Source organism: Janthinobacterium sp. CG_23.4 (assembly GCF_029892305.1).
In the GTDB taxonomy this organism is placed as follows: domain Bacteria; phylum Pseudomonadota; class Gammaproteobacteria; order Burkholderiales; family Burkholderiaceae_D; genus Janthinobacterium; species Janthinobacterium lividum_D.
The window spans coordinates 595,653-609,059 of record NZ_JARXUX010000001.1 but is presented as its reverse complement, the minus strand read 5'-3'; the positions used below and the strand labels follow the sequence as shown (position 1 = coordinate 609,059).

General features: G+C 63.1%; 12 protein-coding genes. 4 read left to right on the top strand and 8 right to left on the bottom strand.

Translation table 11 applies throughout. The features are described 5' to 3' along the window. Positions 1–72 precede the first annotated feature (72 nt). Both H4V96_RS02730 and trmL read left to right on the top strand, forming a co-directional pair. The gene (locus tag H4V96_RS02730; RefSeq protein ID WP_334686028.1) at positions 73–633 is read left to right on the top strand and encodes a phosphoribosyltransferase family protein; all 561 of its coding nucleotides are present in this window, start codon (positions 73–75) and stop codon (positions 631–633) included. Between the two features lie 41 nt (positions 634–674). Further along, positions 675–1,145 carry a tRNA (uridine(34)/cytosine(34)/5-carboxymethylaminomethyluridine(34)-2'-O)-methyltransferase TrmL gene (trmL, locus tag H4V96_RS02725; RefSeq protein ID WP_010394836.1) on the top strand — a complete coding sequence of 157 codons (471 nt, stop codon included), beginning with the start codon at positions 675–677 and terminating at the stop codon, positions 1,143–1,145. Positions 1,146–1,258: 113 nt separating this feature from the next. On the opposite strand, the gene H4V96_RS02720 is transcribed toward trmL, so the two are convergent. The 8 genes from H4V96_RS02720 to H4V96_RS02685 form a co-directional block, all read right to left on the bottom strand. Beyond that, positions 1,259–2,005, bottom strand: coding sequence for a hypothetical protein (locus H4V96_RS02720; protein ID WP_010394835.1), 747 nt, complete (start codon positions 2,003–2,005; stop codon positions 1,259–1,261). 17 nt (positions 2,006–2,022) lie between these two features. Beyond that, positions 2,023–3,216: a hypothetical protein gene (locus H4V96_RS02715; RefSeq protein WP_196856246.1), complete on the bottom strand. Its 1,194-nt coding sequence runs from the start codon at positions 3,214–3,216 to the stop codon at positions 2,023–2,025. A gap of 40 nt (positions 3,217–3,256) precedes the next feature. Continuing rightward, on the bottom strand, positions 3,257–6,955 hold the full coding sequence (locus tag H4V96_RS02710) for a tubulin-like doman-containing protein (protein WP_280720680.1): 3,699 nt from the start codon (positions 6,953–6,955) through the stop codon (positions 3,257–3,259). A 36-nt stretch (positions 6,956–6,991) separates the two neighbouring features. Continuing rightward, a complete protein-coding gene (locus tag H4V96_RS02705) occupies positions 6,992–7,288 on the bottom strand; it encodes a hypothetical protein (RefSeq protein ID WP_280720679.1) in 297 nt (98 codons plus the stop codon). A 221-nt stretch (positions 7,289–7,509) separates the two neighbouring features. Continuing rightward, on the bottom strand, positions 7,510–8,985 hold the full coding sequence (locus H4V96_RS02700; protein ID WP_196856248.1) for a hypothetical protein: 1,476 nt from the start codon (positions 8,983–8,985) through the stop codon (positions 7,510–7,512). Then, positions 8,982–10,466: a hypothetical protein gene (locus H4V96_RS02695; RefSeq protein WP_196856249.1), complete on the bottom strand. Its 1,485-nt coding sequence runs from the start codon at positions 10,464–10,466 to the stop codon at positions 8,982–8,984. Before H4V96_RS02695 ends, H4V96_RS02700 begins: the two co-directional genes overlap by 4 nt. A 129-nt stretch (positions 10,467–10,595) precedes the next feature. Next, a complete protein-coding gene (gene rfaE2, locus H4V96_RS02690) occupies positions 10,596–11,078 on the bottom strand; it encodes a D-glycero-beta-D-manno-heptose 1-phosphate adenylyltransferase (protein WP_070345795.1) in 483 nt (160 codons plus the stop codon). Between the two features lie 141 nt (positions 11,079–11,219). Next, complete coding sequence (locus H4V96_RS02685) at positions 11,220–11,381, bottom strand: DUF3717 domain-containing protein (RefSeq protein ID WP_196856250.1); 162 nt, start codon at positions 11,379–11,381, stop codon at positions 11,220–11,222. 139 nt (positions 11,382–11,520) lie between these two features. On the opposite strand from H4V96_RS02685, the gene H4V96_RS02680 reads away from it, so the two are divergent. Together H4V96_RS02680 and ubiA are read left to right on the top strand one after the other, a co-directional pair. Continuing rightward, entirely contained in the window at positions 11,521–12,459 is a 939-nt protein-coding gene (locus tag H4V96_RS02680; protein WP_010394816.1) for a hydrogen peroxide-inducible genes activator, read from the top strand. A gap of 77 nt (positions 12,460–12,536) precedes the next feature. Continuing rightward, the gene (gene ubiA / locus H4V96_RS02675) at positions 12,537–13,391 is read left to right on the top strand and encodes a 4-hydroxybenzoate octaprenyltransferase (protein WP_196856251.1); all 855 of its coding nucleotides are present in this window, start codon (positions 12,537–12,539) and stop codon (positions 13,389–13,391) included. Positions 13,392–13,407 lie beyond the last annotated feature (16 nt).

Here is a 13,407-nt window from a genome sequence, read left to right as displayed (position 1 = left end):
TGTCGCGCGCAGTACTTGGGAAAGATCCGGCCGCGCTGCCGTCAGTGCGCCAATCGGCTGGCGGACATTGATGTGGCAACGCTGTGTGGCCGTTGTTTGCGCCACAGGCCCGCCTACGACGCCACGATCACGGCGTTTGATTACGCGGCGCCGGTCGACCAGCTGCTGTTGCAGCTGAAGTTCGGCGCGCGCCTGGCACTGGCGCCCTTGTTTGCGCAACTGCTACATGCTGCTATTGAGCAACAATCACGCTGGGACGCACCGCAACTGCTGTGTCCCGTACCGCTGGGTCCGGCGCGACTGGCGCAACGGGGATACAACCAGGCGCTGGAAATTGCCCGTCCGCTGGCGCGCCTGCTGGACGTACACTTGCAGCCTCGCCTGGCGCTGCGCGTGCGCGAAACCCGTGCGCAAAGCAGCGTGACGCCGCAGGAACGGCAAGCCAACCTGGCGCACGCGTTCGCCATCGCGCCGCAGCATGTGGCGTTATTGCAAGGATGCCATGTGGGCATCGTCGACGACGTGATGAGCAGCGGCCACACCGTCAACGCGCTGGCCGCCGCCTGCAAGCGCGCGGGAGCAGCGAAGGTCAGCATCCTGGTCGTGGCGCGCACGCCGCCGCGGCAACGATAGATTTTTTATATATATCAAGAGAACATCATGAGGAGAGCATCGTGTTTCACGTAGTATTGGTAGAACCTGAAATCCCGCCCAATACGGGCAACGTCATCCGCTTGTGCGCAAATACGGGCGCACAGCTGCACTTGGTCGAACCGCTGGGCTTCCCGCTCGACGACGCCAAGATGAAGCGCGCCGGCCTCGATTACCACGATTACGCCAAGATGAAGGTGCACAAGAACTGGGCTGCTTTCCTGCTCGACACCCAGCCCGACCCGAGTCGCATGTTCGCCATGACCACGCGTGGCTCGCGCCCGTTCGGCGAGGTGGCGTTTTTACCGGGTGACGTGTTCGTATTCGGCTCGGAAACAAAAGGCCTGGACCCCGCCCTGCGCGACGGTTTTCCTGCCGAGCAGCGCATCCGCCTGCCCATGCGTCCCGACAACCGCAGCCTGAACCTGTCCAATACGGTGGCAGTGGTGGTCTACGAAGCCTGGCGCCAGCACGGGTACCAGGGCGGCGCGTAAGTCGGATTAGGCCCAAGGGGCCGTCATCCGACAACGTTGTTGGCGTTAGTGGTGTTGTCGGACTACGCGGGGCTTTACCCCGCTAATCCGACCTACGCGTTTGCATACGGCAATCAGCGCAGCGCCAGCTGCGCAGCGCCGCCATGCTCGTCCAGCCTCACAAGCTGCGTGCGCAAGTCGCGCGTAGCGGCCAGCTTGCCGTTCACGTACAGATTCGTCTTGATGCCATACAGGCCCTGCGACACGCCGGCCGGCAAGGTCAGCTCAAACGAGTTTTCAAAGCGCCCGCCCGATTTATTGCTGCTGGCCAGCGCTTTCGAGCCGGACTTGAATGGCTGGCCCTGCGGGTCGAGCACCACCAGCTCTTCGCGCACGTCGTTGACGCTTTGCGCGCTGCCATTGACCAGCTCCACCACCGAAGTGACCTTGAACGGCTGGCCGCGCTTGACGGTCGACGCGCTCAGCTGCGGCGTGTACGACACCACTTGCGGTTCGCGCGGCAGCGCGCCACGCGCGCGAATGTAGTCGCGATCGGCCTGTGCCGCCGTCTTGGTTTGGCGCGAATTGACATTGATGGCCAGGCAACCTGCCGCCGCCAGGCCGCCACCGATGGCCGCGCCCTTGAGTGCGCCATCCCTGCCGCCCGCCAGCGCGCCCAGCAGCGCCCCCACGGCTGCGCCGGCCGCCGCCGACGTACCCACGCTGCACGGGTCTTCATCCGTTGCGGACTGGGTTACGTCTTGCCGATGGCGACCATCGTGGCGCCCGCCGTTCGGCGACATCGTCGGCGTGGCGCAGCCAGCCAGCATGGCCGCGATAGTGAGTGCTGCAGCCGCGCGCAAGGTGGTGTAATTGAGCATGGTGACTCCCCCTGTGACTAATTGATCGTTGTTTCCGTCTGCAGCACTTGCCGTTCACGCTCGCGGATGCGGCGCGACAGATTGTCGATGCGCGTATTGCCGGGATCGACGCGGCGCGCGCTTTCCAGATACGTCTTGGCCGCATCGAACTTGCCTTCCAGCAAAGAACGCTCGGCATCGCGCAAGAATGATTGCGCCATCTCGTTGCGCGTGGCCGCGCCGCTATCGCGCGGCGACGTTTCCAGCGGACGGCGTTCAGCCACCGCTGAACGTTCGACCGCGCGCACGGGCGCCGGTTCCGTTGTCACGACGCGGGCCGGTGCCGTTTCCGGCGCTGGCGCAGCAGAAGCGGGCGCAGGTGCAGGGGCCGCCGACAACGCTTGCACCTCCGCCTTCAACTGCGGCAATTCCACCGCTTCGCGGTCGATCGCTTCGAGACGGGCGATGCGACTGCGTGCCGCCACCGCATCGTTGCCATCGAGCGCCTGACGCACCCCCACCAGCACGGATGCGGCCGCCGCCTGCTGGCGCGCCAGTTGCTTGCGCAACGATGCCACGCTGGCAGCACCGGCGCAATCAACGTCGAGTGCGGCGATGCGGCGGGTGGCGTTTTGCAATTGATGCTCATCCATGGCGCGCTTGACGCTACGCACGTCGCGCTGGCAAGCACTGGACGCGGCGCCCGCCTTGCTGATCGCCGCCTGTAAATCGTCGGCCTTGGCGCTCGACTGGCCCGTGCACGCATTTTTCGCCGTCGCCAGTTTCTGGCGGGCACCGTCCAGGCTGCCATTGACTACCAGCTTCAAGCCGCTATCGATGGCGTCATTGCAAGCGGCGTCATTGCTGCCGCCCGGCTTGCCATGCATGTAGATAATGACGAGCGCCAGCACAGCCACGCCGCCCAGCCAGCGCAGCCACTTGCGCGGTGGCGGTGGCGATGGCGATGGCGATGGCGGCAGCAGTATTGCCGGGGCCGGAGCCGGGGCTGGCGCCGGTGGTGGCATCGGCACCGGTGCTGCTTTCGGCACAGGCGCCGCAGCAAGCGGTTGGGGCGGCGGCTTGGGCGCCACTGGCGCTGAAGCGGACACAGGCGGCAGCGGCGGCGGTGCGACCACGGCTGGCCGGGCAGCGCCAGCGACGGCGCGACCGCAGTACGGGCAATGGCTGACCGCGCTGAACAGACCGCCCTGACACTTGATGCAGATATCCACAACTAATCCTTCATTCCAACGTCATACGTCATTCCAGGATTCACAGCGGCGGCGGCGTCAACGGTGGCGGTGCACTCAGCAACAGCAGCGCCAGCTCGGGAAACTGGACCAAGTCTAGCCAGGCCGGCAAGCCGGCGCGCCACACCTTGGTGGTGCTTGGCACGACCTGCCCCGCCTGGACGTACTGCACGATCTGCTGGGCCGTAAACGGCCCCTGCTGCTGGCCATTGATGCCCAGGAAATACTGGTATTCCACCAGCGGCGGCGGCATGCCGCCCAGCGGTGGTGGCGCCATGCCAAAAACCGGCGTCGCGGGGGACGCCGGCGTGGCAGCCGGGCGCAGCAATTGCTCCAGACGCCCCGCTTCCAGCATTTCCCCCTTGATCGCGTATTTCAAACGCGGCTGGCCATCCGCTTCCGGCTCACGCACTTCCCAGTCATACGCATCGCTATCGGAGTCGCCGATGACATTCGCCCATTCCTTCAGGCGGCCCAGCAAGGCTTGTACCGTGCGGTCGAGCTCATCGCCGGCCATGCCCTTGCGCCGCGCCGACTCACCCAGGCGCTTGCCCACTTCGGCGGCGATGGCGCTACCGAAGCCGATATAGGGCAGTTGTGAGCCATCGGCCTGGGCCACCAGCTTGGGCGCATACACGCCCCGTTCATAGTATTTTGCCAACGCCGCCAGGGCCGCCGTCTGCACGGCGTCAAGCGCAGCGAGCTTTTCTTCGATACGCATGGTGATATTTTTTGCGTAGGAAGCGGGCATGCCGTTCTGGCGTATGGCCCGTTCATTGCCGATGCGGCGCAGGTCGCCCGGTTCGACCGCAAACTGATACTGCCCCGGCGGCACGACCCGGCCCGTGTGGCGCGTCAGTATGCCCAGCATGATCGCTTGCAGGAATTCGCCGAAATCTTCCGCCAGGCGCTTCATTTCGTCCGTGTTCGGTGCGATCGGGTGCGTAAATTGGGTGGGATCGATATGCGTGTGGGTCGGCGCCTTGTCGTTGTCGCCCTCCTTGCGGTAACTGGTGCGCCAGCCTTCCAGGCCGCGCAGCACCGTCATCGGCACGCCGGCCAGCTCGCAATAGCAGACGGCGCGCCCGCGTATGCCCGTCTCGACGATTTCCAGCTGGCTCACGGTGATGCCCACCTGGGTCGGCAAGCACGATTCGAGTTCGGCGCCGAACTTCGCCTTGAAGGCGGCAGCGTTGGCCACGCCGATCACGCACTTGAACTGGTCCGACACGACCGTGAAGTCGCCTGCCATATTGGCGTCGATCCACGGCATGGCGCAGGCCAGCAGCTTGCGAAAGCGGTCCAGGCGTTCGGACACGTCCATCTGTTCCAGCGCCTCGAACAGGGGCTCGGGCGTGCTCGTCGCCCCTTCGGCCAAGCCTGCCGTGGCGATCATGTTCTCGGCCATGCGCGTGACCTTGGACAGTATCAAGCCGCGTTGCGCCGCTTCGCCCAGCATGGGGAACAGTGCTTTCGAGCCGCCCATGTCCTTGAACGCTTCATCGGCCCACTGGCGCAAGGTGGCCGCCGACGGCAGCACAATGTCTTTTTCCGTGACGGGGATGACGATCAGGGTCGCGTGTTCCTTGAGCAAGTCCTTTTGCAAGATAATATTGGCCGTTTTCAATTCGGCCAGCATGGCCAGCACGCCTTCGCGGCCCGTTTGCAGTTCGCCCACCAAGCCATTCCACTGCGCGCGGCCTTGCGCATCGACGCCGACGCGGTTGCCCAGCCAGCGCGACAATTCGCCCAACAGGATGACCGATTCGTCCGCCGCCTTGGCGCGCAAATGGAATTTCAGTGCGTTTGCCATTTCCGTACGCAAATGGTCCATCACCACGCCAGCCTGCTTTTCACCATTGCTGAGGAAACCGAAGGTGCTGCGCGTCTGCTCCAGATTATTCAACAGGCGCTCGTATTCGCGCGAGCGCACGGCCTCCTTGATTTCTCGGTAGCGCTCGGCATTCGCGCCGATCTGCGCCGTCAAGCCGCTACCGGGCGCCTCGATGCGGTCCTTGATCTGTTCCACCAGCGACAGCACGTATTCCAGGCCGCCAAACTCTTTATTATCGAGATAACCATACAACTGGTCGCGCACGACTTTCTTGACGTCTTCGAGCACTTCGCGGCGGCGCTTGCTGATGCGGTCTTCCGTCGTGTCGGCCGTGGAATCCTGGTCGCGCACGGCGTCGCGTTCCAGGTGTTTCATGGCGTCGCGCACCTGCGCCGGCCATTCGCTGCGGTCAAAGCCGGTACGGATATCGTTGATGCGCGTATTGACCCGATTTTCCACGCCGGCGAGCAAATGGCCGTGACGGTCTTCCAGCAATTCGTCGACGAGGCGGAAATCGATGAAGTCGCCGCTGGAGCGCTTCAATTCAATGCTTCTGTCGGAAAACTCGGGGAAATCGCTGAACGGCGTGCCCTTGAGGAACATATTGGCGGCCAGGAAATGGTCGCGCTGCGTATCGGTGGCGCGGTTGGCGCCCGCATCCGTGCCACCGACGCCAAAGAACGCTTGCAGCATGGCGCCGGCCCAGCGGTGGGCCCGTTCGTCGCGCGCCGCTTCCTGGCGCGTATCGAGCACGGCCATGCCGAATGAGGAAAAGCGCTTCGAAAAATACAGGCGCATGTCGCCGAAACGGTCTTGCGGCACGGGCGCGTTGTACGGGGAATTCTTGTGCTGCGCCTGGTTGACGGCGATCGAGCGCTTGGCGCGCGCAAAGTCGGCCGAGGCGAAATCCTCGAACAGCGAGTCGGCCACCATATGGTAAACATCGCTGACATCCTTGGTGTGCTGCTGGGCAAGATTACCTGAATCGATGAGGTAGACTTCGCTGTACGGCTCACGCGTCAGTTCCGGCCGATCATACATATCCCAGCGGCCCACATAGCCCTTGTTGCCCATCATGGCCGATTCCAGTTCCATCAACGCCGCATAGCCGTTGGCCTCGACCCGGTCCTTATTGGCCTTGGTGTAGCCGGTCGGCAAGAACAGCATCAGCTCCACGTCGGCCGCGCCCACTTCGCTGCGCGCCAGCCAGCGCGCCAGCAAGCCCATGTCGAGGAAGGAACCGGAACCCGTGCCGCCTGCCACGGAACCGACGATGACGATGCGGAAACGGTTTGTTTCCATGCGCAAACCCAGTTCGGCCAGCTGGCGCTCGTGCGACAGGCCCGCCTTCAGGGCTTTCAACTTCAAACGGATCTTGTCGCGGATCTTGGCATATTTATCGAAGAAATACAGACGCGAGACGGCGCGGATCTGGCCGGCGCCGCTGCTCATGTCGAAACGCAATTCACGGATGCGCTGCGGCGTCAGCGGCAGCCATTCCTTGATGTGCGGATATTTTTCCAGAGAGTCTTCATCGCGGCTGTACTTGTCCATATCGAACGATTCGACCACCTTGTCGTCATCCGTGAACTTCACCTGGTCGAACTGCAAGTCCTTCGCCTGCGACTCGCCGCTTTCGATCACGGCGCCATTGTCGAGGTCGAAATGGATGAATTGCGCGATGGGGAAGTCCGCCAGCCCCTCAATGCGCTTGCGCTTGCCCGCACCGCCCCAGACGGTGTTGAGGATGCGCCGGCGCACGCGCATCAGCACTTGCATGCCCGTGCCGCCGATGCCGATGAACAAGGTCGGGCGCAGTTCGATGATCTTGTCCTGCTTGCGCTCGCTGGCGCCGCCGGTGATGGTTAGGTTCAGGTTCTCTGCCATGGTGGTTCCTTCGATGATGCGTGCAACGGTCAATTCTTAGCGGCGGCTCGATGTAAAGGTCAACAGTAACGCGACCAGGCCCACCAGCACCAGCGGTCCCATGAACAGTGGCGCAAGAAATTTATGCGCATTCACGGCGGCCAGCACCACGCCCGTGGCCAAGCTGGCCAGGAAGATGAACAGCCACCAGCCCGAGGCGTTGGCCTTGTTCGGCGGCACGCGCTTGGCCACCAGGCCGTTCGCATAGGCATTCTTGGCAAAGAAAAAGGCGATGAACAGCAGCAGCAGTACCACGCCGCCGAGCAGGGTGTCGCGCGACGAGGTATCGGTCATGCTGGCAGAATCGAGCGTCGGCACTGACTCAGTGCTGCCGCTGGCTGCGAAGGCATCGGCGGCGGGCGGCGCGGACGCCGGGACCGGGGCCGGGACCGGGACCGGGACCGGGACCGGGACCGGGACCGGGGACGGCAAGGTAAAGCCTGTGTTGTCTTTGGGAGTATCTTGCGCCATATTATGCCTCTGTTGAATGGAAGTAATTTTTAAGGAATCGGGGTTCAGGCCAGGCGCAGGGTATGGCCTTCGGTCACGCGCACGACGACCGGCTTGCCCAGTCCACGCTTGAGTTCGCCGATCTCGCGGCCGTTATCATCGCGAATCTGCACGCTTTTGAACGGCTTCAAACCCACCTGCCGCTGCACGCCGTCGGCCATCACCTTGTAGCGCGTGGCGCGCGTGCCGAGCAGGCCCAGCGCCAGCAAGCCCAGCACGAGTGCCAGCACAGCAGCGAGTATCACCAGCACGGGCAGCAGCGGATACTGTATGCGTACCAGCAACGGTATCGTCGCTTGCGAGGCGCGCACGCTGTCGGGCGACGTAAACATGTCCGAGATTGGGTCGCCAGGAAACAGTTCCTGCAAGTCCTTGCTAAAACTGCCGGCCAGCGCCAGCCGCTGCTGCGACAGGCCCACTTGCGCCTGCATGGGCAGCATCACTTGCTTGCCCATGGCGACAATCGCCTGCGCCGACCACGGCGAGGCAATCTGCGCCATCGGCAACGAAAATTGTACTTGCACGGACTGGCTGGCACCGGGCTGCAACTGGTGGATTTGGTCTGGCGCAACGTGCAAGGAGGCATTCTGGCCCACCAGGCTGGCGTGCACCTTGGCACTGTCGATGACGTACGGGAAAAACATGTTTTGCAGCGACGCCTGCAGCACCACTTGCGGCACCAGGTTCGCCGCATCGACGTCGAGCACGATGGTGCGACCGTCGCGGCCCAGGCTGGCATGCACATTTGCGCTGTTCTTGACGGACTGCGGCACGATGCGCACGCCATCCTGGTCTACCGGTTTCAAGCGCGCGGGCGGGCGCGTCAGCACTTGCGACAAGCGCCCTTCGGCCAGGATGCGGGTCAGAGCCTCGGATGCCGGCTGGCCATATGCGAGCGCATACACCATCAAGCCCTTGGCGCTGTACAGCTTGCCCTGCACCGGCATGCGCAGCGGAAACACCAGCGTCTTGGTGATCGACGGCTCCAGGTGCAGCAAGCGATAAAAATCGCGGTTGCGTTCGGCCGTCTGGCTGTCGTTGTTCGGGCTGTTCTTGTTATTGGTAAAGATCCACACGATGCCGGAGGCCGACTGGAACGGGCCGGTGATGGTTTTTGTGACGGCTTCCTGAAAATCCGTGTCGGCCAGCGCGCCGCCATTGCCCTTGCGCGCCAGGCCCAGGCTGGCCAACTGGCCCGCCACGCCGGCGCCGCCCTGTCCCTGCCCCAGCAGCAATGGCGACACGTGCGCACCGCTGCTCTGGCTGAAGGCCAGCGTATAAACTTTATCGGACGGCTGCGTGGCTGCCTGCGCCACGGCGCCCACCAGGGCCTTCAATTGCGAATGCTCATCCGTATAAAACGGCTCCATCCAGCCCGAGTTTTGCACCAGAAACGCTTGCTGGATACCCACCGCTTGCACACCGGCTGCGCTGAATAAAGATAAAGCGGCACAGGCCGCGCTCAGGACATGCGCCTTCATGCCTGCAAGGTCCAGCCATCGATGCGCGACAGCAGCCGGTGATATGCCCACAGCATGCCTTCATGGACAAACAGGCGCATGCGCCACGGCTCGCTGACGGCAAAGGTGTGAAACGCGGTTTCACGCAATTGATCGTCCTGCACCAGCTGGGCCGCCACGCGTTCGTTCGAGCGCAGCACGCTCGACAGGCCGGCGCTGGTGGCGAACTTGACGCCGAAGACGCTGTTGCCCCCGCCCGATTCGAGCAGCGGCATGACCGCCTGGTTCTTGCCGCCATCGTCGCCGTGTTCCGGTTCTTCCCACGGCGCCGTCTTCAGCTTGGTGGCGAAGCGGTAATTGAAGCTGCCCGAACACAGGCGCGGCGCCAGCGCGTCGGCCATCTCGACCTGGCCACCGAGTTTCACATACACATAGGTGTCACGGCGGCTGGCAAAGCACAGTTGCCACAGGCCACCGTCGCGCGACAGGTAGGGGCTGCCGAATTCAAAGCGCGGCACCAGCCCTTCGGGCCAGGGCGTCAATGAGGCGGCCACGTTGCCATCGGGCTGCAGTTGCAGCCGCAGCTGGCCGTTAGCGCAAGGCCACACGGCCATGCGGTGGTAGGCCACGGGGGCGCTCACGGCACCCAGGTCCACCATGCCATCGAGCAGCACATCGCTGCCAGGCTTTTGTTGCGCATCGAGGTTGACGAAGCGGATGCGGCCATCGGCATCGCGCAAGGGCGCCCACAGACGGTTCTGGAACCAGACGGGGGCAGCCGCGCACGGCGCGTCGCCCACATGCTCGACGACGTAACTCAGCGAAGGCACGTCGGGACGAATGCACGCGAGGCCATGGCTGGTCGGCAAGACCAGCACGCTGTTGAACTGCGGTACCAATTCGGCACGCCATGCGCCGTGGGCCAAGTCCGACTCGGCCAGCAAGCCGCCATACTCGGGGTCCAGCGCCAGCCAGCGTTTCGAGGCGGGCAGCCAGGTGTGCAAGACGGCCTTGCGCGGGTCGAGCGCCAACAGCGCAGCGGCGCTGGTACCAAACTGGGCGGAAAAAAATTCGTACTCGCCCGGCGGCGGCATGGGTAGCGAGGCGTCGGCCTGCGCATGCTCTTCACGCGCGCACCGGTCGAGCAATTTCAGTGGCACGCTGGCCTGGCGCAAGCCGGCTGCGCCAGCCGACGGCACATCGCTGACGGGCTGCGCCGCGTAGGGTGGCACCCAAGGCGGCGTGACGGCCGTGTCGGACGGCACTTGCAAGGCCGCGCCCGACACGGGATCGAACGAGAATTCAGGCGGAAACTGCCGCACGGGGGCGCCGGCTGCTGCCGGCAAGCGCCGCGCGTGCATCAGCTTGCCGATATCGGCAGCACTCAACAAAGACGAGACATTCTGGCCGCCCGCGCTACGCTGCATGGTCCACGCGCCATCGTCATCGACGTACCAGACGCCGGAGGGCACTGCCCAATCCCCAGAAGTTTTAAGATCCATGTATTTTCTATGACAAGCAATGCATATCGGACGGTGTAACGGGTGCTGGGGCTGGCACAATGAAGTCGCAGCCCTGGCACTTCTCATAGTATCGTCTTTTTATCTATGTGAAAACATTGACGACCTTCCTCAGCCCTGCTGCATCCGCACCTTCGTCAGCAGCTTGGTGGTCGAGCGGTCATGCGCGAAGTCGATGGCCACGGCCTGGCCGCCATACGCCAGCACGGCCTGCCCTTCAGGGATGGCCGTCATGTCGTAGTCGCCGCCCTTGGCATAGATTTCCGGTTCAATTTCCTGCACCACGGCCAAAGCGCTATCTTCCGAGAATGGCACCACCAGGCTCACCGCTTCGAGTGCGGCCAGCACGGCCATGCGGTCTTCACAGCTATTGAGGGGGCGGTCGTCGCCCTTGCCCAAGCGTTTCACTGAAGCATCAGTATTCACGGCCACCACCAGCGAGGCGCCCAGCGCGCGCGCCTGCGCCAGATAGGTCACGTGTCCGCGGTGCACAATATCGAACACGCCATTCGTCACCACCACCGGTTTCGGCAGCGCTTGCGCGCGCGCGCGCAGGTCGTCACGAGCGCACAGTTTGTTTTCAAAATCAGGCATGGATGTCTCTTGTTGGGTTAAATATGGGCACGCTCCGGCGTGGCTATCGCCTTGCCTGCCGCCGCCACGGTGGCACCAGGCATCGATCCACACCAGGATAGCCGGCTCCAGACAGTCTTCGGCGATGCACTCTTGCCGAGATTAAATCGTCAAAGCATCCCCGCCGGCCAGACAGCTGACCAGACAGCTGACGGGCGGCGACGGCGCATATGCATTGCCGCGCGACGCTTGCCTGCGACGCCAGTCATTGATTGCCGCTTCCAGCGCCTGCATCTGCATCTGCATCTGCATCTGCAGTAGCATCGCCGCCGCCCTGCGCGGCCCGGTCCGGTCCCGCATTATAGGGGGCGATCCGCTACAATACGCCATCGGCGCCACAGTTTTACGTTTGCGCCACCTTTCATTCATTGCAAGTAAGCACTTCCTGTGTTTCAATCACCCCATGACACTGACTGAACTGAAATATATCGTTGCAGTCGCGCGAGCGAAGCACTTCGGCCATGCCGCTGAGGCTTGCTTCGTCGCCCAGCCCACCCTCTCGGTGGCCATCAAGAAACTCGAAGACGAATTGGGCGTGCTGCTGTTCGAACGGGGCGGCACGGAAATCTCCGTCACGCCCCTGGGCGCGCAGATCATTGCGCAAGCCGAACGCGTGCTGGAACAGACGGCCGCCATCAAGGAACTCGCCAAGCAAAACAAGGACCCGCTGGCCGGTCCCCTGCGCCTGGGCGTCATCTATACGATAGGCCCCTATCTGCTGCCGCCCCTGGTCAAGGCCATGATAGAACAAGTGCCGCAGATGCCCTTGATCTTGCAGGAAAACTTCACGGTTCGCCTGCTCGAATTGCTGCGCCAGGGCGAACTGGACGTGGCCATCATGGCCCTGCCCCTGCCCGAACACGGCATGGCCATGCAGGAACTGTATGACGAACCGTTCGTCGTGGCCATGTCGCGCCAGCATGCGTGGACGGCGCGTGAAAAAATCGCCGCGCAAGACTTGAAATCGGAAACCATGCTGTTGCTAGGCAATGGCCACTGCTTTCGCGATCAGGTACTGGAAGTGTGCCCCGAAATGGCGCGTTTTTCTTCGCCAGGCAATGGCATGCAACGCACGTTTGAGGGTTCCTCACTGGAAACCATCCGCCACATGGTGGCCAGCGGCATTGGCCTGACCGTCTTGCCGCGTGCCTCCGTATCGAATATGCATACCGCCGAAGGCATGCTCGAATACCGGCCATTTGCCGCTCCCGTGCCATCGCGCCGGGTGGTGATGCTATGGCGCAAGAGTTTTACGCGCAAGGCGGCCATCGATACCCTGTGCGCGGCGATCGCCAGCTGCGACTTGCCCGGCATCACCCCCTTGGGCCAGGAAAAACACTAGCGCCCCAAGCGCAAAATAGTACATTCACATACTATTTGCGATAATCGACTTTTCTCTTCAACAAGATTGAGTCTTCCATGAACAAGCTGGCGCTGTATTTCCGCCTGATACGGCTCGACAAGCCTATCGGCACCGTATTGCTGCTATGGCCTACCCTGTGTGCACTGTGGCTGGCGCAGCAGGGCGTACCGGACTGGCGAATGCTGCTCATCTTCACCCTCGGTACTTTCCTGATGCGCTCGGCTGGCTGCGCCATCAACGACTACGCCGACCAGGATATCGACAAATTCGTCAAGCGCACGCAGGACCGCCCGATCACCAGCGGGCGCATCAGCGGCAAGGAAGCGCTGGCCGTCGCTGGCGTGCTGAGCGTGCTGGCCTTCTGCCTGACCCTGCCCTTGAACGCCCTCACCAAGCAATTGTCGGTGGCCGCCGTCATCATCGCCGGCACTTATCCTTACTTCAAGCGTTTCTTTGCGATTCCGCAAGCCTACCTGGGCATCGCCTTCGGCTTCGGCATTCCCATGGGCTTTGCCGCCATCACGGATGGCGTGCCGGTCGTTGCCTGGCTGCTGCTGCTGGGCAATGTCTTCTGGGCCGTAGCCTACGATACGGAATACGCGATGGTCGACCGCGACGACGATATAAAGATCGGCATCAAGACCTCGGCCATCACCTTTGGCCGCTACGACGTAACTATCATCATGCTGTGCTATGGCGCTTTCCTGCTGCTGTGGCTAGTCTGCGGCTGGCACCTGGGCTTGCGCTACTGGTATGCGGCGGGCCTGCTGGTGGCGGCCGGCTGCGCCGCTTACCATTACACCCTGATCCGCGCACGCGAGCGTATGCCGTGTTTTGCGGCGTTCCGGCATAATAACTGGCTAGGAGCAGCGGTGTTTGCGGGCGTGGTGCTGGACTTTGCTTTCCGCTAATCAACGATCCTTGCGC